We start from the raw sequence: 22,307 nt of genomic DNA, 5'->3' as shown, positions 1-22,307 counted from the left end.
ACATACGCTTTTATGTTTACCACGGTGAATAATCTGAACGGCCAATATGATATGAAAGGATGGATGCGCGAAAAAAACACGAAAAAATAACCGATGCCGTTGTAAGTGTATTTCGCAGATATGATGAGGATTTGTTAGTTCTCTCCACAGAAGGGTGTGCTTTATGCAAAAAATGCACGCACCCCACCTCCCCCTGTAAACATCCCGATCGTATGTATCCAGCCACTGAAGGGTATGGCGTATTGGTCATGGAGCAAGCCAGAAAATACAATGTAAAATATAGCAACGGTGCAAATACCGTCACCTATTTCAGTTTGATTTTCTTTAGCTTAGATGAATGAATCTTATTATTTAGCACACTGTATATATAGGTTTAAAGCAAATCATGCTTTGGGAACAGATATTCTGTGATAATTGGTTTGCTCCTCCAATGGGTCACTAACTCTCTCTCGTTGTATTGGACGGAATTATGTTATGACAAAGGTTGATACAGGCAAGCTCAAACGCGCCCAAATGCGGATTGATGTGGATGTTTCCTGAACATTTTGACACTGATCATGACCAAATATCATTACCGAAATGGAACATTCCGGTACTTCGAAAAATTCAAGAATATTATCGAAGAACGGCTCCAAATGGAGCAGTCTGAATTATTGATGCTTCCAGATTATTTTTGCTGATCATTTCAGAGCAAATGTCAGGCACCGTGCAAGAGAGTAACTGATTATTGTGGACGAATTGGCGCACCAATCAACATTTTTCCGACCTTGCTCTCGACGGAGCTGTTTCCAGAATATGTTATGCCAATCACGATGTCCTTATATGTCGAGACAAATGGTATGAAGCCAACTTCACATCCTCGGTTGACAATTTTTCAGTCTGCCGATCCAAGAATTTCCTGAATGCTTTCGGTTCTAGTACCCATATTTTGCCTTGCTTGTTACCATTGCCTTCAATAAACCAGCCAGGAAAAAGAACCACTGGGAAAGGCTCGAAGTGCTTACCTGTTGAATCGTTGATGATTTTTTTTATATATGAGGAGGCTGCGTTTACTTGCACGATTATGTCAGTAAGTGGCTCTTTGCCGTTTATCAGTATTTGTTGACCGTCATAATTGATATTGGCCCGACCGCTTTCTGGCTTGCTGTAGGTCTTGGTCTCAATGACGTAAATGCCTTTATTCGAAATCACGACATGATCTACGTTGAACGAATCGCCAACAATGTCGTGAAACACACGACAGCCTGATTCCCTGAACTCTTCCAGGTATTGGCCTACTGCCCTCTCCCCATTCCTACCTAATTTAAGGTGTTTGAGTTTCAGGAGATGTCGGACAAATTTAAAGATGCTGTAGGCACAAAGTACCCCAACCAATAAGGTCAGATGGATTGGAGGTTTAGTTAGTGGTTTGTAGTATCTTAACCACTCGTAACCCAAAATCATTGCGAAAATTATTACCACTGAGTAATGCCAAAGAACCTTGTCGTATAAGAGATCCTCAATTGCCTCGTCACCAGACTGAGCCACATAGCGGAGAGGTTTATCTTTAAGAGGAGATCTTGTTTTAGCTTTCATTGATAGTCCTACTATGTGTCATTTAAAGTAATATTATTTCATTTAGTTACAAACAAATACCGTAGAGTTTCTGAATTGTCTAGTGTAGAGTCTATGGTGTTTAAATATTTGAGTCCACAAGGGTTACTGATTTTTACATAGTTAGGAATCTTTACTGACAGTGCCATCATGGCGGATGGGAGCCGTCGGTACGTCACCAGTGACGGTGTTTTTGATTAATCATAGTGTGCGACCTGAATTTTGTTGATGCATCCTGTGCTACTGAAGAAATGGAAATTCGACAAAAACGATAGTGATATCTTCGTGTAATAATTTGTCGAAATCAGGGTTAAGGTTTAGTGGAAATATCTTTACTTTGGAAGAATCTCAATAACTAAAAATCGAAGATATTTTCTGTATATCACCCCAATTCCGGTGATATACAGCTTAGCAGATTTACTTGTTATGAGTCATGGTGAGCGAAATGACTGATCGATCGAAAATATATTGCAACACTTGCAAAGGCGAGACCAATCAAGATATTAAATCAACTCATGATCAGTCATATTACGAAGAGTATGAAGATCATGGACAGAAGTTCCTTGGTTACTATGAGGAAACAGAATATCGATTTCTAGTCTGCAGAGGTTGTGATACTGCTACTTTAGAGGAGAAATGGACTGCTGCTGGAATGCATGATCAAAATGGTGATAACATTTATTCCTACAATTACCACCCCAAAAGAAAGAATCTAGGTGAAAGAGAAATTAAAAAATTTCATCATGTAGATAAAAAACTATATGAAACGTACAAAGAAATAATATCCGCTTTTCAACAAGGGCTTAGAATTGTTACAGCTATGGGAGTACGGGCATTACTCGAGGGAATTTGTGTGCTTGAGGGAATTAATGATCAAGATGCTTGGGGATTAGCTAAAAAGATAGACAAGCTTAAAGAGGTTTCAAACATCCCAATTAGCATTATTGACGGTCTTAAGGGAATAAAATTTGTCGGAGATGATGCAGCGCATAGACTAAAAGCTTGCGATAAGCAGAGTTTAAGCTCAGCAATCGATCTTTTAGAATCTCTTATGATTCATATGTATGAAGCGAAAATAGATCTTGAGCGTAAAGCTGAAATAATGATGAAAACTCATAACAAAGCTAATTCAGCGGACGCAAAAAACCCCGCCGCTAATTAGCGGCGTTGGGCATAAAGAAGGATGCAAAATGGCAATCGCTAATCACATTGAAAAGGTTCGGCAGGGTCTGAAGGAAGGTAGATTTACTTCAGAAGCGGCGGTTTCACAGGGGATACTTTTGCCAGCTTTGCATGCGATAGGGTGGCCAGTTTTTGATACATCAATCGTAATTCCAGAATTTTCGGTTGAAGGCCGACGTGTCGATTACGCATTATGCCATCCTGAAAACAGGCCATCGGTATTCATCGAGGTCAAAAAGGTGGGATTATCTGAAGGTGCAGATCGACAGTTATTCGAATATGCTTTCCATCTTGGCGTACCGATGGCGATTCTGACAGACGGCCAAGAGTGGAGTTTTTACCTTCCTGGTGAGCAAGGTCGTTACGACGAACGCAGAGTTTATAAGCTTGATCTTCTGGAACGAGATATTGCCGAAGCAAAAAGCAGACTTGACAGATATTTAAGCTACAGCAATGTCTGTTCAGGTGCCGCTCTAAAGGCCGCACGTTCAGATTATCAGAATGTGGCACGTGTCCGAATTATCGAAACGAATTTTCCTAAAGCATGGGAAGCTTTGCTCAAAGATCAGGATTCATTGTTGTTGGAGCTGCTTGCTGAAAAAGTTGAAGACCTTTGCGGGTATAAACCTGATTTAGATGTTTGCAGTCAGTTTCTGGAAATGCAAATTCAGAACAACAACCATATTGATAAATATGAAGTTGAGAGAAAACCTCCTATAAAACAGAAGAAGCCATTCACCCCAGCTACCAGCACCATTCACACTCGAACTGTTGACCATTTTAATTTCATCTTCAAGGGACAAGATTTTCCTGCTCGTTCGGCGAGAGAGGTTATGACAAAACTTTTTCAACTGCTGCATCAAGAGGAAAGCGGATTTCTTGATAGATTTGCATCACGTAAACATGGCAAGAAAAGGCGGTATCTTGCAAGGGACAAACATGAGCTCTACCCCGGTCGACCTGATCTGGCAGAACAACACTCTGTTGAAGTTGTAGCAGGATGGTGGCTTGGGACTAATTATAGTCGGCGAAACATACAGGATATAATCGAATTGGCACTTGAAGTTGCTGGGCCACAACTTCGGAATGCAACCAAAGCAAATGTATTGTGATCACTTGCCCAACAAATCACTGCACTGGATTTTTATTTCGCTGCGCTCCGTAAAAATCCAGTGAGTTCAAACGTTAGCAACGTGTAACGATATCTCCTATAAACCTTATCATTTTACGTAGAGAGACCTCATTGACCTGATCCATGGCAGTATGTCCGCAGCACCTTTATGAAAAGATTATCTGCTATCTCATTTGGTTCTGCATTTCACCGCCCAAAAAAAGACCAGGCCCGTTGGGGGCATGTGTTCAGATAGGTGAGTCATTTGATCATGGTGGGAATTTAGGAAGCGTTGATCTAATAGATCACATATTTTCAGTAAGTTAAAAACTGAGCGGGAATTGCTGATAAATGAATGAACAGAAATTGATAGAAAAGCTGCGCTTAATCGAAGCGCTGTTCTCGGGGGCAGCCACGAAAGGTGAAGAAGTAGCCGCTGAACTTGCCAGGGAACGGATACTCGAACGACTGCGGTTTATGGAAAAGGAAGAGCCCCTGATCGAATATCGATTTACCATGGCGGACATGTGGACACGTAAAGTGTTCGTGGCTTTGCTCAGGCGCTACGGCATTAATCCATATCGCTACAGTGGGCAACGATATACCACGGTAATGGCTCGGGTATCGAAAAAGTTTGTCGACGAGACTTTGTGGCCGGAATTTAACGAGATTTCTGAAACGCTCAAAGCTTATCTCTCCGAAATTACCGACCGGGTGGTCACCCAGGTCATTCATCAGGATAGTTCCGAGGCAGAGGTTGTCAAAGAACCCGCACTGATTGGCTCCGGCAATGTTGATGCAACTGCATCTGATGCGTCGCCTATAATTGCGGCGCAGTCGGATCATACCTCAGACTCGTCAGACAAAAGGACGCAAACAATCCCGCAAGGCAGCAGACGGAAAAAAAAGAAACAAAATAGAGGGAAGAAAAAGCGTTGACTCGGCGGTACGCCTCCTTTTCACAGGAGACAGGACAATGTATCTGAAAATACTCTACGATACAATTCCCCGATGGGATTGGCCGAAAGATACGATCGGAATGTATCAAGAAATTCTTGATAATTATTCCGCTGTTCCATCCGAAAGGTTGTTGGCCGCTGAGATGACAGGTAATCTTGTGGTGTTTAACGACGCACTCGCCAAGACATTGCTTTCCATAGTGGGTAATAATGAGGAACCGATAGAGCTGCGGGCCATTGGGAACTGAAAAAGGCATGGCCCGCTATTGCCCGCTTGGCTGCCGATCCTGTTATTGATAATACAACGGTACTGGAACGGTACTGGCAATCATTGATGCCGCTGCAGAGATCGGCCTGCCTGAATCAGTTACTCTCTTGGAAAAGCTTCTCTATTCCAATGATGACGATATTGTTGATGCTGCCCACGAGGCTCTGGCAATGCTTGAAGGGGACGAATTCGATGATGTGATCGATTAGGAAAATGACCGGTGATAACATCAGTTTATTCTAACCCTCGCAACTTCAATGGCATCCTCGACAAGCTTTTGCAGCCTTTCTATTTCATCGGCCATGTCCGTCCGGTCGACTGCTTTACTTTTATCAAAAGCGGCGAGCTTTTCTTGCACCGCATTTTCTTTTTCGACGATATCTTCGATGATCTGATAAAATTTAATTTGATCATCCGGATCAGCAACCTCGGCAATGATCCTGAATTTGACAATGTCTTCATGTCGCTTTTCTATTTTTCTCTCCACCTCACTTACAAAATCCCTGGTGTCCGTCATAACGTCCTCCGTAGTAGACCCCGGCAAATAAGAAAAAAGCCGAGGATATTTTCCATACCCTCTTGCGGGGTGCTCTTGTCAATTGCTGTTTTTGTCCGCCTCCCAATCGCTGTGAAAATTGGTCCGCATCTTTGAAGCACATCCATGGCATAAACACTCCATCAGATGGAACAAAATATATGCCAAAAAACCGGTTAGATGTGGCAGCTAACAACACTCTTCCATTATATAGTTTTTACCATCAACGGCCACAAAATGAATGCCGTCCAGCTTGGGCAGCCCGGCTATCTTCCAGGCAATCATGGGATTGACAAATTCTTTATTGAGGCATTCCTTTTTTTGTCCCACATGCTTGCAAACATAGTTGAGAATTGGAAATGCATTGAATTTTTTGTAATAATTCCGCAAAAATTCAACAATTTCCATTTGATCATTATCCAATTCTTCTATGCCTTCATTTTTAGCAATCTTTCTGGCAACATCGAGGTTCCAGTCTTCCTGATTAACGAGAAAACCCTCATCATCCAGTTTGACACTTTTTCCAGCTACACTAAGATCAATCATTATCTTCCTCCTCAGTGACTTAGGAGCCGTTACGAAATAACCCGGCCATCTTCACCCATTTCGTTTCGGCTCCTTATGCCGTTCCGGGTTTACCTTTGGCCATGTCATTTTTTGACAACGGCTTAGAAATGATGTTCTTTTTTCTCTTTGTTGACGTCCATCCGAGAAAAACCATTTTTTCATTCTGAACTGCTCATCTTAATGCTCTGTTGATGATCGCATACCCTGATATTTTGCATAAAGATCGTGCAATCTGCGACGGCTGTTGCGCAGGGTGCGCGAATAATCATCGGCCATCCAGCGAGGCTCGCTGATCGAGTAGAGATCCTTGGCGATTTCATCGAGGGAAAATTCGACTGCTCGGCACCATTCTCCGGTGCAGACGTTGTCAACCTCGCGAGCAGCCTCGATATCTTCTTCAAGCTTATCCAGGCTGTCGATGAGACTTTTCATGAATATCCGATGGTTCATCTGAAAGGACTCAACCATTCTTTTTTGTGTGTTCATTCCTCTACCTCCCTATTCTAACAACAACCCCTGGCAGTCCAAGAGTTGATCCGGTTGATTTTGCACAGTGTTCTGTGCTTACAGATCAACAATAACCATTCCCAAAATAATTTCTACTTTGTGCAGCCGTCTGGATTCTTTTCAATACCCGCTTGAGGGGTACTCTTTTCAGTCCCCCCTTGCGGGGATAAGTACCTTGTGATCCCGGACATTATCCAGCTCAGACAAGCGCCTTTCTCTTTATTTCCCCAGGAAAATACTTATTATTTACAACCTTGACGGTTTATGTTTTTTTGCTAGATCGAACATCAGCTCGACAGTAAGACGACGGGATTGTTTTCCATCCTGTTAATTTTATTATATTTCAGGGTGTCTCTCAATGGACGTGACACCCTGCCACCTTGATTTATGGAGCAGTTTCATGGAATTTCAACCAAAGTGGATCGCCTGGGAAATCACCCGACGCTGTAACCTCAAATGTGTGCACTGCCGCTCTTCCTCCGAGCTGGCAGTCGCCGGCCATCCGGATTTTTCTTTGGATGAAGCAAAAGCGATCATGGATGACATCGCCACCTATGCCAGCCCGGTCCTGGTGCTCTCCGGCGGCGAACCGCTGCTGCGCGAAGACGTGTTTGATATTGCCAGGTACGGCACCGGCAAGGGGTTCCGCATGTGTCTGGCGACCAACGGCACCCTGGTGTCCGATGAAGTCTGCCGCAACATCAAGGACGCGCAGATCAAAATGGTCTCCCTCAGTCTGGACGGTGCCAAGGCCGAGACCCACGACAACTTCCGCAATCAGCGAGGGGCCTTTGACGGCACCATGAATGCCATCAAACTTTTCAAGAAATATGATATCCCTTTCCTGATCAATTCCTCCTTTACCGTGCGCAACCGGGCTGAAATTCCGGAGATCTACCGCCTCGTTAAAAGTCTCGGCGCCACCGCCTGGTACATGTTTATGATCGTGCCCACCGGCCGGGGAGAGGACATCATGGATGAGCTGATCCCGGAAGATGTCTACGACGAGATCCTCGAATGGCACTATGAGGTGGAAAAACAGGAAAACGAATTGTTGATGCGGCCTACCTGCGCCCCGCACTATTACCGTATCGTCCGTCAGAAAGACAAGGAACTGGGAGAAAAAAACAAGCGCAGAAGCCTGCAGTTTTCCACCGGGGGGTCAAAAGGCTGCCTGGCCGGGCAGCTCATCTGTCTCATTGACGTCGATGGCGAGGTGCAGCCCTGCAGCTACTTTGCCAAATCCGCCGGCAACGTCAAGAAAACGCCCTTCAAGACAATCTGGGAAGAATCGAAACTTTTCCTTCAACTTCGCGATTTTAAAGGGTATAAAGATAACTGTGGCAAGTGTGAATATGTCGGGGTATGCGGTGGCTGTCGCGCCAGGGCGTATTCCATGACCGGCGACTTCCTGGCGCAGGAACCGTTCTGCAGCTATGTTCCCCGGCAGATAGTTCTTAAAGATGCAGCAGAATAGTTTTTCATCGAAAGTTAATCGTTGTTCAACTATCACTCAACCAACGAGACCCTATGAACGATACCTTTCTCAAAGCATGCCGCGGTGAAAAAACCGACTATACCCCGATCTGGATGATGCGCCAGGCAGGGCGCTATCTGCCCGAGTACCAGAAAATCCGCGGCAACGTGACGTTTCTCGAGCTGTGTAAATCCCCGGAGCTCTGTGTTGAAGTGACCCTGCAGCCGGTTGATCTTCTCGGCATGGATGCGGCCATACTTTTCTCGGATATTCTCATTCTCATGGAAGCCATGGGCGCACCCTTGGAATTCCATGAAGGCCGTGGACCAATTTTTCATAAAACCATTCGCGATCAGGCGGCGCTGGATACACTCATTGTTCCGGACGCGGACGAAGCGACGGGCTTTGTCATGCAAACGATCAGATTATTACGCAATGAACTGAAGGTACCTCTCATCGGTTTTGCCGGCGCTCCATTTACCTGTGCGACCTACCTGATCGAGGGCGGCTCGTCCAAGGTCTTCTGGGAAACCAAGAAGATGATGTTCACCCAGCCGGTGCTATACCACCGGCTGATGGACAAAATTACCGACAGCACCATCCTCTACCTGCAGGCCCAGGCCAGAGCAGGCGCCCAGGCCCTGCAGCTCTTTGACAGCTGGGCAGGCATACTGGCGCCATGCGATTTTGCCGATTTTGCCCTGCCTTACGTGCAAAAAATAATCGCCGCCCTGAAAAAATATGATATCCCTTTGATATATTTCGCCAATAACGGTGCTACCCTGCTCGATCTTTCCGTCGACACCGGTGCCGATGTCATTGGCCTTGACTGGCGTATAAATATAGGTGACGCCATCAAGAAAGTCGGCAAAAAAGCGGTGCAGGGTAATATCGACCCCTTCGCCCTGCTGCTGCCAAAAGACGAATTGCGGCAGCGCATCGGCCGTTTACTCGAAGGGGCACAAGATGCATATGGCCATATTTTCAATCTCGGCCATGGCATTCACCAGTTCACCCCACCCGAACAGGCAAAAATTGCCGTCGATGCAGTGCATGAACTGAGCAGCAGGTAAACGCTACTAAAAAAGCAACCACAACTTATTATAATTTATGAAAATAAACATACCGTCCATCAAGGAGTGCCTCGATTTTCACGACAGGTTCGAAATGCTTGAGAATATCCGGGCGCATTCCTTTGTCGTCGCCCGGGTTGCCGAGGCCCTGGTGGACGGGCTGCACAGTTCCGGCAAAAGTCCCGGCCCGCTGCCGGATAAAGAAGAAGTTATTGTCGGGGCCCTGCTGCACGATATTGCCAAAACCCTCTGTATTAACACCGACTGCCGTCATGCCGAAATTGGTCGACAGATATGCCTCGAGCTCGGCTATCCGGAACTCAGCGAGATTGTTGCCGAACATGTCGTCCTGAAAAATTTTGCAGCGGACCTCTACGCCCGGGGAGTTTTCGGCACGAAAGAGATGGTCTTCTATGCCGACAAAAGAGTCTGTCACGACCAGGTGGTTTCCCTCGACGGCCGACTCGAATATATTCTCGAGCGATACGGTGACAATAACCCGGTCAAGGAACGGCTTATTCGTCATAATTTCAATAAAACTATTGACTTGGAAAAATTTCTTTTCAGCTTTCTCGACTTTTCGCCAACGGAACTCAGCCAACATATATCCCATGCGAAATTTTAGCAATGCAGGGACCGGTCTGCCGCAATACAATTGACCAGGTATATTCGATCTTCTTCTCTCTATCAGCTCCTTACATTTCCGTCAGGTTCCGCCAAACATCTTGACACAACCACTGTTTATCGAATACCTATACAATAGTTTATTACCTATTGATCAATTTTATTTATACTCACACCCTCCAGGGTGTCCGAGGAGCAACACAGAGGAAGAAAGACTGTGACCAACAGTCTTGACGCGGTAAGAGACAAATTCCAAAGGAGGCATGTGCGATGAGAGAATTGAAGAGAGTTGTTCCTACAGTGGTTGCAGCGTTTTGCTTGAGTGCAGGGGTTGCCATGGCCGGCACCCTCGATGATGTAAAAGCCAAAGGCTTTCTCCAGGCCGGCGTCAACGGTGATCTGTTCGGTTTTGCCAAACCCGATGAAAAAGGCGTATGGAAAGGATTGGATGTGGATACGGCCCGGGCAGTTGCGGCGGCTATCTTTGGCGATGCCGATAAGGTGAAATACACCCCCCTTACCGCCAAGACCCGATTTACCGCACTGCAGTCCGGCGAGGTTGACGTGCTCACCCGTAATGCCACCCAGACCCTCAGCCGCGACACAGACCTCGGCCTTGATTTCGTCCAGGTCAATTACTATGACGGCCAGGGATTTCTTATCCCGAAAAAACTCGGCGTTAAAAGTGCCAAAGAGCTTGACGGTGCAACGGTCTGCGTCCTCCCCGGCACCACCACCGAACAGAACGTAGCTGACTATTTCCGTTACAACAAGATGAAGATGAAACCTGTGGTCATCGAGAGTACCGCGGAACTGTCCAAGGCCTTTTTTGCCGGTCGTTGTGATTGTATGACTTCCGATGCTTCCCAGTTAGCCGGTATCCGCGCTGTTGCGCCGACTCCGAGCGACTACATGATCCTGCCCGAAATCATCTCCAAGGAACCTCTGGCCCCGGCCGTTCGTCATGGCGACAACCAGTGGAAAGACATCGTTAACTACGCCGTGCTGGCGATGATTGAAGCCGAGGAACTGGGCATCACCTCGCAAAATATCGACGAAATGATGACAAGCACCGACCCCAAGGTGCAGCGCTTCCTCGGTGTGACCCCTGGGAACGGCAAGGCTCTTGGCCTTGATGAAAAGTGGGCCTACAATATCGTCAAGCAGGTCGGCAACTACGGCGAGGTCTTCGAGAGAAATGTCGGCGTGAATACTTCCCTGATGATCGAACGCGGTTTGAACGCGCTCTGGACGAACGGCGGTTTGATGTATTCCCCTCCTTTTAAGTAACAGGCAAGCCGGGTCATTGTGTAATCGGCTGCCCGAAGACCCCATTGGGCAGCCGCATAGGTGAATATGAAGACATCAGCCCAAGAGAAAATCCCGTTTCTGCGTGATCCGGCCAAACTGGCGATCCTCTACCAGTTTCTCACCCTCGCCGGCGTCGGCCTGCTCAGCTATTATCTGGTCCATAACACCCTTGCCAATTTAGAGCGACAGTCAATCTCCACCGGCTTTGACTTTCTGACCAGGGAGGCTTCCTTTGAAATCGGCGAAACCCTCTTTCAGTATTCCGCTGCAGACTCCTATGGCCGGGCACTTACCATCGGCTTTTTCAACACCCTGCTGGTGTCCTTTATCGGCGTTATCCTCACGGTCATCCTCGGCACCCTGCTGGGTATCGCCAGACTTTCCTCAAACTGGCTGGTGGCAAGGCTTTCGGCCATCTATATCGAGGTCTTTCAGGATATTCCGATACTGCTGCAGCTCTTTTTCTGGTACGCCTTCTTTTATGAAATTCTGCCGTCACCACGTGATGCTCTCAACCCTCTTGCCGGGATCTTCCTGTGCAACAGAGGCCTGATTTTTGGCGTTCCTTTCTGGCATGAAACATATAAATACGCCTTTGCCGCCTTCCTCGTCGCCTCTGTCATGGTTTTCTTCCTGAAAAAATGGGCGGCAAGACGTCAGGCTGCAACCGGACAGATCTTTCCACTCGTCAGGGTTTCCCTGGTTCTGCTTTTCGGCTTCCCCCTCGTTACCTGGTGGCTGAACGGCGCCCCGGCGGCAATGAATGTGCCGGAACTTTCCGGATTCAACTTCAAGGGCGGGGTGACCGTCAGCCCGGAATTTACCGCCCTGCTCCTCGGTCTCGTTCTCTATACCGCCGCCTTTGTTGCCGAGGTCGTTCGGGCCGGCATCCAGTCAGTCACCAAAGGGCAGACCGAAGCAGCCTTGAGCATCGGCCTCAAACAGGGTCAGGTCCTGCAACTGGTCATCCTGCCGCAGGCACTGCGGGTTATCGTGCCGCCGCTTACCAGCCAGATGCTCAATCTGACGAAAAACAGTTCGCTGGCCGTCGCCATCGGCTACCCCGATTTTGTCTCCGTTGCCGGAACCACGATCAACCAGACCGGTCAGGCCATCGAAGGCGTCGCCATGATCATGATCGTCTATCTGGTTTTCAGCCTGTCGACATCAGCCTTTATGAACTGGTACAATAAGAAAATTGCCCTCGTGGAAAGATAGACACGCCTATGGACAAAAATCTCCACCTCAATACAGCTGAAGTGATCAGGCCACCATTGACCAATATCGGTATTATCGGCTGGATGAAGGCCAACCTGTTTAACGGCTGGTTTAATTCGACCTTAACCCTGCTGGTCGCCTATCTGCTCTGGCTGTCGGTACCGCCTCTGATTAATTGGGCGCTTATCAGCAGCAGCTGGCTGCCGTCCGGCGAACAGTGCTCAGCCGGGAAAGGCGCCTGCTGGTCGGTCGTTACCGCCAACATCCGCTTTATCCTGTTCGGCTTTTATCCCCACGATCTGCAATGGCGCCCACTGCTGGCGGTGGTGATCCTGATCGCCTTGCTTTTTTACAGTCAGAACCGCAACCATTGGCGAAAATCGCTGTTTTATGCGTGGATGCTTGGTCTCTTTACCATGGGCCTGCTGCTGAAAGGCGGTCTCTTCGGTTTTGAATCGGTGGAAAGCAATCTCTGGGGCGGCCTGCCGCTGACCCTGCTCCTGTCGGTTTTCGGTCTGACAGCCGCGTATCCGATCGGCATCATGCTCGCCCTCGGCCGACAGTCGGAAATGCCGGTCATAAAGTCATTTTGTGTCGTCTATATCGAATTGATTCGAGGCGTGCCGCTTATCAGCCTGCTGTTCATGTCCTCGGTGGTTTTCCCCCTTTTTCTGCCCGAAGGATTTATCATCAACAAAATACTGCGGGCACAGGTGGCGATCATTTTATTTACCGCTGCCTATATCGCCGAGGTGGTCCGCGGCGGGCTGCAGGGAGTCAACAAAGGGCAGTACGAGGCGGCTGATTCTCTCGGTCTCAACTACTTTCAGACCATGCGGCTGATCATATTGCCCCAGGCCCTGAAAATTGTTATCCCCCCCTCGGTGAGTATTCTCATCTCGGCGTTCAAGGATACCTCCCTGGTAGTCATCATTGCCCTTTATGATTTACTGAAAACAACACAGACCACCCTGAGCGATCCGAAATGGATGGGCTATTCGGCCGAGGCTTATATTTTTGTGGCACTGATCTACTTTGTCTGCTGCTTTTTCATGTCCAACTACAGCAGGCGGCTGGAAAGAGAACTCGATACCAGCCTGTAAAAACGTCAATCCGACCAACTGTGACCAGCAACCAGGATAAAATTCGATGAACACCAATGAAACAGAAAAAAACACTGACGATTCGCCGATCATCACCATTGAAAACATGCACAAATGGTACGGCGATTTTCACGTTCTCAAAAATATCAACCTGACCGTTAAAAAAGGGGAACGCATCGTTATCTGCGGCCCTTCGGGCTCCGGGAAATCAACCCTGATCCGGTGCATTAATCGACTTGAAGAACATCAGCGCGGAAAGATTATCGTCGACGGGATTGAATTGACCAACGATCTGAAAAATATCGAGAAGATCCGCACCGAGGTAGGCATGGTGTTTCAGCATTTCAACCTGTTCCCCCACCTGACTATCCTGGAAAACCTCACGTTGGGGCCGATCTGGGTGAGAAAGACCCCGAAAAAGGAGGCCGAGGAGATAGCCATGTACTACCTGGAGAAGGTACGCATCGCCGAACAGGCGCATAAGTTTCCAGGACAGCTTTCCGGCGGACAGCAGCAGCGGGTGGCCATCGCCCGCAGTCTGTGCATGAAACCCAATGCCATGCTCTTTGACGAGCCGACCTCCGCCCTCGATCCGGAGATGGTCAAAGAAGTACTCGATGTCATGATCAGCCTGGCCCAGGACGGCATGACCATGCTGGTCGTCAGCCACGAAATGGGTTTTGCCAAAAGTGTCGCCCACCGGGTCCTGTTTATGGATGACGGCGAAATCCTGGAAGAAAACAGTCCCGAGGAATTTTTCAATAATCCGCAGCATGAGCGAACCCAGCTCTTCTTAAGCCAGATTCTTGATTGATCGCGAAGGAACCTTCAGCTGGTTCAAATAGTGAACATGAACTTGAGACAGAGCATCAGCACCCCGGTATATATTGCGGTCATACCAAGCCCGGCCCGTATATAATCCTTCGTTTTGTACCCGCCGGGACGCATAATCAACGCGTTGACCTGATGCGTCGGAAGGATAAAGGTGTTCGATGCGGAAACCGCGACCACAAGGGCGGCAACCAGCGGATCGGTACCGACCGCAGAGGCCATGTTCATGGCCAGAGGAATCATCAGCACCACGGCCCCGACATTGGAAGCGACCAGAGAAAAAAAGGAGGTCAGCAGAGATATCACCAGCATGAGCAGCAGCGGACTGGGATCCCCAACCGCAGCGAGGACCTTGTGGGCGATATAGGCCGCCGTGCCGGTTATCTCAAAGGCCGTCCCAAGAGGAATAAGACCGGAGAGCAGGAAGACCGTGCGCCAGTCAACCGCTTCATAGGCACGGTCTGCCGGGATAATCCTGGTCAGTATCATGCCCAGCGCACCGGTGAGCAGGGCAATGGACAGTTTCACTTCAAAAACCAGGGCCAGCGTCAGGGCCATGATAAGGAAAAAAACCGCGCAACGGGTACGCTCGGGTTTGAGTTCCTCGCCCCGGATATCATCGAGCAGGGCTATGTCCATCTGATCAGTTAATAAGCGAAACTGCTTCCAGCGCCCCTGCATGAGAATGGTATCACCCTGCTGCAGCTCGGTGACGTTTATTTTCTCCATGATGATCATATCGCCACGGACAATGGCCAGGGGGTTGATCTGAAAGAGCCGGCGAAATTGCAGTTCCTCCATGGTATGCTGACTGAGGTTTGAGTGCGGGATGACGACGCCCTCAACGACCCCCGATTCATCGGGAAAGTTTTCATCGGCAAACACGTCGTGTTCCGGCTTGACAAGCCAGCCCTGCTCATCGACCAGCCGCTGGATATTTTTCTCGCTGCTCATCACCCAAAGAGAGTCCCCAGCCTCGATAACCGAATCCTTGGTGGGAGCGAATTCTTTCTGATATCCATCATTTTTGGCTATGCCGACTACGGTTATATGATATCGTGGACGAATCTCCAACTCGCCGAGGGTCTGATTGGGATAATATGCCGGCACAGCCAGTTCATAGCTCTGCCCGACTTCATCACCGTAAATTTCCTGCAGCCGCCGGTCCATACATCCATCATCGTCGAGATTACAGACACTGGCCGGGAGGATTTTCTTGCCGAAGACGGAAAAATAGATGATGGCCGCAGCAAGAAGCGCTGCCCCTATGGGGGTGACCGAAAGGAGGCCAAAAGGGGTAAACGGCTGGTTGGTGACGGCCTGGGGATTGTTCTGCCACCACGCCTCCATCAGATCGTTCAACATAATCAGCGGACTGGAACCGACAAGAGTGAGACAACCGCCGATAATCGCACAAAAGCCCATGGGCATCAGAATTCTGCTGGCGGAAAAATTCAGTTGCCGACTGATGCGCATGGTAGCCGGCATAAAGAGGGCTGCCGCACCGATGTTCTGCATAAAACTGGAAATAAAGGCCACGGTCAGGGAGATAACCGCCATGATTCTGGTTTCGCTCCGTCCGACAATTTTGATGATCTGTCCCGCCACCGCATTCATCACCCCGGTTTTGTTCAAGCCGGCACCGATAATCATCACGGCGATTATTGACACCACCGCATTCGAACTGAGACCGGCAATCGCCTGCTCCGCCGATAAAACGCCGGTCAAAGGCAACAGGACCATCATGAGCAAGCCAACGAGGTCGACACGCAACAGGTCCGAAACAAACAGAAAAATAGCCAAGCCGAGTAATCCAAAGACAATCATCATATCCTGGGTAATCACCGCTGCTTCCATATGCATTTCTCCTAAAATGTCGGATTGAATAGACGCGAGAACCAACTGCGGATAAAGTAACACCTGAAAGGGAAGAATACCTCCGTTGAAAACGAACTTCAAGGGTGTTTTACCTTTACATTAAATTCTTAACATAAAGTGCCGTCCAAGCGCAATTGAGCAAAAGCACTCTTTTTGCCTCATTCATATCTATTGCCCAGCCCTACTGAACGGTGGCGGATGCCGCCGGACCGGACCATGTCAGCCACGATAATCGGCCCTTTCTCCAGATAATGCCGAGGTCATCGGGGTTGCGGCTGCTTATGTATTCTACGGAAATAGAGGGGGACCAGGGCAAACCATTCGAACCGTTTATCAAAATGTATTGCCACGCCGCCGTCGTCATGCCGAAGTATGGTTCCAACGACGTTCTCAATCACCAGACGGCTGTGTGCGCCTTCCATAACGATTTCGATGTCACATTTGTGCCCGGCATCGGGGCAGCTATCCATTTCCATGAACAAGCCGGTTATACTGATATCACGTAAGATCCCGCTGTACTTCTTGTCCGTTTCATGCACGGTACAGAATCCCTTTGACGCAAATGGCATTCGAACCGACACTCTACGTTCATCCGACTTGTCCATATTTCAACACCTGTTTATCCGTAAAACCACCTGATTTATCAGAAAATAGACCCTATTCAAGGTGATGATGATAAACAAATCACCAGAGAAAATCGACTGTCAAATCACAATATATGACTTTTTCCTGGTATTTTTCTACTCTGCCCAACCGACCAGCCCAAATATGACAAAGATGTGCGCTAGTGAGGATGTTGTCACTGCTGCCAGAGAGTCGGTGTTTTTCTTATTTAAACGGCAAACTCGTACTTAATAGCGGGATGATGTTTATAACCAACCAGGTGGAAGTCATCCGGAGTGACCCAGGTCTCAAGATCCCGCAGCGTTTTAATATTCGGATTAATTTCCAGTTTCGGCAGGGGCAATGGCGTGCGCTTGAGCTGCACATCGCGTAACAGTTCGAGCTGATCTTCGTAGATATGGGCATTAACGATTTTATGGAAGGCCCGTGCCGGTTTGAGCCCGGTTATTTGCGCCATGATCATCAACAGCCAGCCGACCTGCACCTGATTAAAACCGTGGCCCAGTGGCAGATCGTCCGAGCGCTGGTAGGAAGTCAGGTACAGCTTCCCCCCGAGAATGCTGAAGGTATGCGTGTGCATACAGGAATTCAGGCAGGCACGGTCGCGCTCGCCCGGATTCATAAAGGTCATTATTTCACTGCGGTTATCGATCCCCTGACGCAGGTCATCGTAGAGATTCTGCAATTGATCGATGGGTTGACCTTCCGGGTTTCGCCAGTCCCTCCCCTGCGCGCCATAACAACGGCCCATGTCATCGACCCCTTTGCGGAAGGGATTAGCCAGCCACGCCGCATTGTCATTGGCATTCGCATTCCAGGTATTACAGCCGATTTTTCTAAAATCGGCCGCACTGGTATACCCTCTGAGGTAGCCGAGCATTTCGGCTATAGCCGACTTCCAGAACAGTTTTTTGGTCGTCAAGACCGGCAGCAAGCCCTCACTGAGATCATATTCCAGATCGGCATTAATGACGGTAAGGCAACGCTTGCCGGTCCGCATATTTTCAACCCACTCGCCGCTGTCGATGACACGCCGGCATAATTCCAGATATTGTTTCATGCTGGTCTCCGCAAAATGAGGGGAGACTGTTGAGCCAAGCAAGGCCCAGCCTGTCGCGCCCTTTGTCGCTGCTCGTTACACGGTTTTTGCATCAATTCCGCCATTGACCTTTTGCCTTTTTTAACAAAAAAACAAGAAAATATTTTCGAAGACACTACAGTATAGGAGGCGGCAAATCACCCCAACCGAATGAAATATTACGCATATACTGCAAGACTTCAACTCTATAAAAAGTAATGAAACAAGTATCAGTTTTTGAAGGCTCCCCACGACCAACGGAAATACCTCTGGCGGAGAAGGCCAGGCCCCAGGTACTGGCGGACATAGTCGGCCAGGATAAACTTTTGGCCTCCGGCACTGCACTGCAGCGCATGATCGAACATGACGAATTCGGCTCTTTTATCCTCTGGGGTCCGCCCGGTACCGGAAAGACAACGATAGCCAAATTTATTGAGTTGAAAACCCGCCATACCTTCTGCTCGTTCAGTGCCGTCATGAGCAAAATAGGCGACGTGAAAGCACTGATGGAACACGCACGGCAGATCCACCTCTACGAAAACCGCAACACCATCGTTTTCGTCGATGAAATTCACCGCTTCAATAAATCACAGCAGGATGCCTTTCTGCCCTATGTTGAATCGGGTGCGGTCATTCTCATTGGCGCGACGACGGAAAACCCATCGTTTGAAGTGATTTCGGCGCTACTTTCGAGATGTCACGTCTTTGTCCTCGAACCGTTGTCGGATACCGACCTCCAGACTATTCTGGCCCGGGCCCTGCCCAAAATCGCCAAGCGATTGACTATCGATGAGCATGCCCTGCAGCTGCTCGCCCAAAAAGCATGCGGCGATGCGAGAAGAGCACTGAACGATCTCCAGCTGGTCTGCCGAAATGCCGAGATCGGCGACCATATCACCCAAGAGTTCGTGGCAAAATCGATACAGAAAAAATCGCTCTTCTACGACAAGCGAGGCGAGGAACATTTCAACATCATCTCGGTCTTTCAAAAATCGATCCGCGGCAGCGACCCGCAGGCGGCACTCTACTGGCTGGCCAGGATGCTCGAGGCCGGGGAGGATCCGCTGTACATCACTCGACGACTGGTGCGAATAGCCTCGGAGGATGTCGGTCTGGCCGACCCGCAGGCTATAGTCCAGGCAATGGCGGTCAAGGACGCCGTGCATTTCCTGGGCATGCCGGAGGCAAACACCGCACTCAGCCAGTTAACCGTCTATCTCGCCACCGCCCCGAAAAGCAACGCCCTGGAAACCGCCTACAACAGTGCCAAAACTGATGCAGAACAAACAAGCCACCTCAAGGTACCCCTTTCCGTCCGCAACGCCCCGACCAGACTTATGCAGGAGCTGGGCTACCACAAAGGATATCGTTACTCCCATGACTATGAAAATCATTATAGTTATCAGCGATACTTTCCCGAAAATATGGCTGAAAAAACATACTATACCCCATCTCAATTCGGTTTTGAAAAAGAGATACAAAAAAGGCTTGAATGGTGGAACAAGCTGAAAGACCGTCAAATGAAGGAGCAGGAGACGTCCCCGAAAGAAAAATGATGATGAGTTTTTTCTACGACAAGATTACCTACATTTTTGATCCACTGCATCATTTGTGGGAACATGAAAAAATGCACCGGAAGATCTCCTACGGGCTGGTGCTCTTTTTTCTTTGCAGCATCATCAGTATTGAATTGAACCGTCGCAATCTGCTCCCCGGTTCTTTGGCGGCAATAGTTCCGAACAATCATTTCTTTGCCGTGCAGGCGGCCTTTACCGTCGTCCTCATCCTCGAGGTGATCAGTCTGGTTTTTACCATTCCCTGCTCGTTTAGCCGGTCGGTCGGCAAACAGTTTGAGATTCTCGCCCTCATTCTCATGCGCAATGCCTTCAAAGAGCTCTCTTACTTTCCTGAACCGATAACCTTCCTCGGCAATGAACAGGCTGTTTTACACATACTTTCCGATGGGTTCGGGGCATTGCTTATCTTTGCCCTCCTTGGCTACTATTATACGGTTCAGCCTCGGGCCACCGATGATAAAATGCAGCCGGCGGATCTGTACAGTTTTGTCGCCGCCAAGAAAGGTATTGCCTTGATACTATTGTCTATTTTTATCTATATGGGTATCAACAGCGCTCTTGCAACCCTAGCCGGCACGGCGCATATAGATTATCTGCACGGCTTTTATACTCTTTTGATCCTAACAGATATCCTGGTGGTGTTAATCTCGCAGTGCTACCAGCCTTCTTTTTATGCGGTTTTTCGCAACTCGGGCTTTGCCCTGTCGACGCTGATCATCCGCATCGCCCTGGCCGCCCCGCCCTTTTATAACGTCCTGCTCGGTCTTGCCGCAGCTCTATTTGCCATTCTGCTCACCCTCGTCAGCCGAAACCTTTTTCTGAAAAGAAAATAGTCCCTCGTCATGACTATTGCCAGACGCCGGGAATAACACTGCCGCAGTGCGGGCAGCAGCCATTCTGAAGGCGATTGGCGGTTACCTGAAAACCATGCCGCGAAATCACCGTCTTTTTACAGGACGGGCAGGAGGTATTTTCCCCCACCACTTCCGGTCTGTTGCCGGTATAGACATACTCCAGCCCCTGGGCAAAGCCGATTTCCCTTGCCCTGACGAGTATTGCCCCACCGGTGGGCGGGACATCCATCATTTTATGGCTTGGATAAAATCCGGTGACGTGCCACGGTATCCTGCGGTCGATGCCGACGAGAAAGGAGGCGATTTCGTTCAATTCCTGCTCACTGTCATTCATGCCGGGAATGATCAGCGTCGTCACCTCGACCCACACCCCGAGTTCCTTGAACCGGGCTATCGAATCCAGCACCGGTGCTAGTCGTGCCCCACAGACTTTTTTGTAAAAGGCATCGCTAAAGGATTTCAGATCGATATTTATTGCCGTCAAAACAGGGGCGAGTATTCGACTGGCGGCGTCGGACATGTAGCCATTGGAGACAAAGATATTTTTCAGTCCCTTGTCCGCAGCGGCAACAGCACAATCATAGGCATATTCAAAGAATATCGTCGGTTCGACGTAGGTGTAACTGATCGACTGGCAATCATTTTCGATGGCTGAGGCAACGATGGTTTTCGGATGACGATACACGCCGGAATTGGACAGATCCATATCTCGAGGTACCTGCGAAATTGAGGCATTCTGGCAATGCAGACAACGAAAATTGCAGCCAAGAGTGGAAATTGAGTAGGAAAAGCTTCCCGGCAGGACATGAAAGAGGGGTTTTTTTTCGATGGGATCGATGTGTTCCGCAACAACCCGGCCATAGACCAGGCTGACTATGGCGTCGCCTCTTCGCTCTCTTACGTGGCAAATGCCGCGCTGTCCCTCACGCAGAGCACAGGCATGGGCACAAACCGCGCACTGCAGTTTGCCGTCCTCCCTCTTAAAGTACATCGCGTCGGGAGTCAGGGTGGTGTTATCTTGGTTAGTATCAGCCATAATATCTCCAAATAAAAGTGTTCAGAAACAAACAGTTATCGAGAAGAAATAGTGCCGCTGCAACCTTTCACGCTGCATCCATAAGTTAATCATTTGTTCGTTAAATACAAAATAAACGAGGCAAATTGATTATTTCACACACTGCCATTTGCCTTGCAAAAGGAGGTAGTGCGGCCGAAAATTGCTTTTATAACTCATTGCCGGCACCGATTGAATAAGATATCCGAGATACAGATATTCAACCTCCCACTCCAGACACAGATCTATCAGCTGCATAATATTATAGGTGCCGAGACTGCGCGATGATTCGTCCGGATCAAAATAAAAGTAGACGGCATTCATCCAGTTATAACCGATATCAACAACCGCCGTGCCAATCAGGCGGCCATCTATACGGTACTGTATCTGGGCGCTGTTAACGATATTGTTCAGAAAAAAATCCCGATAATAGCCCAGGGCATTATTGTTCTCCCTCGGATAGCGCATCTGCAGGAATTTTTCGCACAGCTGCAGGGTTTCCTGATCCGGCTGCAGTGGGAGAATGGCCATCTGCACATCCTGGTTTTTTTTCAGCGCCCGTCGCTGATTTCGATTCGGTCGAAACTCGTCCGGGTGCAACCGAATGGGCATGCAGGCGGAACAATGGGGGCACTGCATATCATAGAGACAGTTGCCGTTTCGCCGGTAACCCGCCGCCAGAAAGAGCTCCATCGCCCGTTCACTGAGGGGCGCAAAAGTGGCCTGATGAAACCGTGCCACAAATGGCAGGCCATAGGGACAACCTATATCAATGGAGATGAAAAGGTGTTCCACCCGGGAGAGCAGCCTGGAAAATTCCCCTGCACATTTCTCATCGTATGTAAAAGTAACGTCTCTCATTTTTTTCCTCTGCAGGCCGGAA

At 48.7% G+C, this 22,307-nt stretch carries 23 protein-coding genes; 14 read left to right on the top strand and 9 right to left on the bottom strand.

Annotated features, from left to right (window positions below):
* Positions 1-59 precede the first annotated feature (59 nt).
* On the top strand, positions 60-341 hold the full coding sequence (locus tag ACYQ8U_RS13445) for a DUF2284 domain-containing protein (RefSeq protein ID WP_459946065.1): 282 nt from the start codon (positions 60-62) through the stop codon (positions 339-341).
* A 466-nt stretch (positions 342-807) separates the two neighbouring features.
* Here the strand turns inward: ACYQ8U_RS13445 and ACYQ8U_RS13440 are convergent, their stop codons facing one another.
* Entirely contained in the window at positions 808-1,575 is a 768-nt protein-coding gene (locus ACYQ8U_RS13440) for a nuclease-related domain-containing protein (RefSeq protein ID WP_459946064.1), read from the bottom strand.
* 463 nt (positions 1,576-2,038) lie between these two features.
* Here ACYQ8U_RS13440 and ACYQ8U_RS13435 point away from each other — a divergent pair, with 463 nt between their 5' ends.
* From ACYQ8U_RS13435 to ACYQ8U_RS13420, 4 genes are all read left to right on the top strand, one after another.
* On the top strand, positions 2,039-2,755 hold the full coding sequence (locus ACYQ8U_RS13435; protein ID WP_459946063.1) for a DUF4145 domain-containing protein: 717 nt from the start codon (positions 2,039-2,041) through the stop codon (positions 2,753-2,755).
* A gap of 28 nt (positions 2,756-2,783) precedes the next feature.
* A complete protein-coding gene (locus ACYQ8U_RS13430) occupies positions 2,784-3,887 on the top strand; it encodes a hypothetical protein (RefSeq protein ID WP_459946062.1) in 1,104 nt (367 codons plus the stop codon).
* Between the two features lie 350 nt (positions 3,888-4,237).
* On the top strand, positions 4,238-4,825 hold the full coding sequence (locus ACYQ8U_RS13425; RefSeq protein WP_459946061.1) for a hypothetical protein: 588 nt from the start codon (positions 4,238-4,240) through the stop codon (positions 4,823-4,825).
* A 37-nt stretch (positions 4,826-4,862) separates the two neighbouring features.
* On the top strand, positions 4,863-5,093 hold the full coding sequence (locus ACYQ8U_RS13420) for a hypothetical protein (protein WP_459946060.1): 231 nt from the start codon (positions 4,863-4,865) through the stop codon (positions 5,091-5,093).
* Between the two features lie 249 nt (positions 5,094-5,342).
* On the opposite strand, the gene ACYQ8U_RS13415 is transcribed toward ACYQ8U_RS13420, so the two are convergent.
* The 3 genes from ACYQ8U_RS13415 to ACYQ8U_RS13405 all read right to left on the bottom strand — a co-directional run bounded on the left by ACYQ8U_RS13415 (position 5,343) and on the right by ACYQ8U_RS13405 (position 6,701).
* Entirely contained in the window at positions 5,343-5,630 is a 288-nt protein-coding gene (locus tag ACYQ8U_RS13415; protein WP_459946059.1) for a hypothetical protein, read from the bottom strand.
* Positions 5,631-5,837: 207 nt separating this feature from the next.
* Complete coding sequence (locus ACYQ8U_RS13410) at positions 5,838-6,194, bottom strand: TusE/DsrC/DsvC family sulfur relay protein (RefSeq protein ID WP_459946058.1); 357 nt, start codon at positions 6,192-6,194, stop codon at positions 5,838-5,840.
* 198 nt (positions 6,195-6,392) lie between these two features.
* Complete coding sequence (locus ACYQ8U_RS13405) at positions 6,393-6,701, bottom strand: hypothetical protein (RefSeq protein WP_459946057.1); 309 nt, start codon at positions 6,699-6,701, stop codon at positions 6,393-6,395.
* Between the two features lie 421 nt (positions 6,702-7,122).
* Here ACYQ8U_RS13405 and ACYQ8U_RS13400 point away from each other — a divergent pair, with 421 nt between their 5' ends.
* From ACYQ8U_RS13400 to ACYQ8U_RS13370, 7 genes are all read left to right on the top strand, one after another.
* Positions 7,123-8,199, top strand: coding sequence for a radical SAM protein (locus tag ACYQ8U_RS13400; RefSeq protein ID WP_459946056.1), 1,077 nt, complete (start codon positions 7,123-7,125; stop codon positions 8,197-8,199).
* 53 nt (positions 8,200-8,252) lie between these two features.
* On the top strand, positions 8,253-9,272 hold the full coding sequence (gene hemE, locus ACYQ8U_RS13395) for a uroporphyrinogen decarboxylase (protein ID WP_459946055.1): 1,020 nt from the start codon (positions 8,253-8,255) through the stop codon (positions 9,270-9,272).
* Between the two features lie 37 nt (positions 9,273-9,309).
* Positions 9,310-9,897 (top strand): HDIG domain-containing metalloprotein, encoded by a 588-nt coding sequence (locus ACYQ8U_RS13390; protein ID WP_459946054.1) that lies wholly within the window; start codon positions 9,310-9,312, stop codon positions 9,895-9,897.
* Between the two features lie 269 nt (positions 9,898-10,166).
* The gene (locus ACYQ8U_RS13385; protein WP_459946053.1) at positions 10,167-11,186 is read left to right on the top strand and encodes an amino acid ABC transporter substrate-binding protein; all 1,020 of its coding nucleotides are present in this window, start codon (positions 10,167-10,169) and stop codon (positions 11,184-11,186) included.
* Positions 11,187-11,252: 66 nt separating this feature from the next.
* A complete protein-coding gene (locus ACYQ8U_RS13380; protein WP_459946052.1) occupies positions 11,253-12,425 on the top strand; it encodes an amino acid ABC transporter permease in 1,173 nt (390 codons plus the stop codon).
* A gap of 8 nt (positions 12,426-12,433) precedes the next feature.
* Positions 12,434-13,528 (top strand): amino acid ABC transporter permease, encoded by a 1,095-nt coding sequence (locus ACYQ8U_RS13375; RefSeq protein ID WP_459946051.1) that lies wholly within the window; start codon positions 12,434-12,436, stop codon positions 13,526-13,528.
* Between the two features lie 46 nt (positions 13,529-13,574).
* Positions 13,575-14,342, top strand: coding sequence for an amino acid ABC transporter ATP-binding protein (locus ACYQ8U_RS13370; protein ID WP_459946050.1), 768 nt, complete (start codon positions 13,575-13,577; stop codon positions 14,340-14,342).
* Between the two features lie 23 nt (positions 14,343-14,365).
* On the opposite strand, the gene ACYQ8U_RS13365 is transcribed toward ACYQ8U_RS13370, so the two are convergent.
* From ACYQ8U_RS13365 to ACYQ8U_RS13355, 3 genes are all read right to left on the bottom strand, one after another.
* Complete coding sequence (locus tag ACYQ8U_RS13365) at positions 14,366-16,216, bottom strand: SLC13 family permease (protein WP_459946049.1); 1,851 nt, start codon at positions 16,214-16,216, stop codon at positions 14,366-14,368.
* Positions 16,217-16,497: 281 nt separating this feature from the next.
* A complete protein-coding gene (locus ACYQ8U_RS13360) occupies positions 16,498-16,842 on the bottom strand; it encodes a PilZ domain-containing protein (RefSeq protein ID WP_459946048.1) in 345 nt (114 codons plus the stop codon).
* A 227-nt stretch (positions 16,843-17,069) separates the two neighbouring features.
* Complete coding sequence (locus ACYQ8U_RS13355; protein WP_459946047.1) at positions 17,070-17,921, bottom strand: thymidylate synthase; 852 nt, start codon at positions 17,919-17,921, stop codon at positions 17,070-17,072.
* A gap of 236 nt (positions 17,922-18,157) precedes the next feature.
* Between ACYQ8U_RS13355 and ACYQ8U_RS13350 the strand changes: the two genes are divergently transcribed.
* Both ACYQ8U_RS13350 and ACYQ8U_RS13345 read left to right on the top strand, forming a co-directional pair.
* Positions 18,158-19,495, top strand: coding sequence for a replication-associated recombination protein A (locus ACYQ8U_RS13350; RefSeq protein ID WP_459946046.1), 1,338 nt, complete (start codon positions 18,158-18,160; stop codon positions 19,493-19,495).
* A complete protein-coding gene (locus ACYQ8U_RS13345) occupies positions 19,492-20,349 on the top strand; it encodes a hypothetical protein (RefSeq protein ID WP_459946045.1) in 858 nt (285 codons plus the stop codon). Before ACYQ8U_RS13350 ends, ACYQ8U_RS13345 begins: the two co-directional genes overlap by 4 nt.
* A gap of 13 nt (positions 20,350-20,362) precedes the next feature.
* Here the strand turns inward: ACYQ8U_RS13345 and amrS are convergent, their stop codons facing one another.
* Both amrS and ACYQ8U_RS13335 read right to left on the bottom strand, forming a co-directional pair.
* Complete coding sequence (amrS, locus tag ACYQ8U_RS13340; RefSeq protein WP_459946044.1) at positions 20,363-21,406, bottom strand: AmmeMemoRadiSam system radical SAM enzyme; 1,044 nt, start codon at positions 21,404-21,406, stop codon at positions 20,363-20,365.
* 129 nt (positions 21,407-21,535) lie between these two features.
* Entirely contained in the window at positions 21,536-22,285 is a 750-nt protein-coding gene (locus ACYQ8U_RS13335) for an arginyltransferase (RefSeq protein WP_459946043.1), read from the bottom strand.
* Between the last annotated feature and the right edge of the window lie 22 nt (positions 22,286-22,307).

It is taken from the genome of Desulfocastanea catecholica (genome assembly GCF_054657295.1).
Note: the sequence above shows the minus strand (reverse complement) of the source record. Positions and strands in the feature narration are given on the sequence as shown.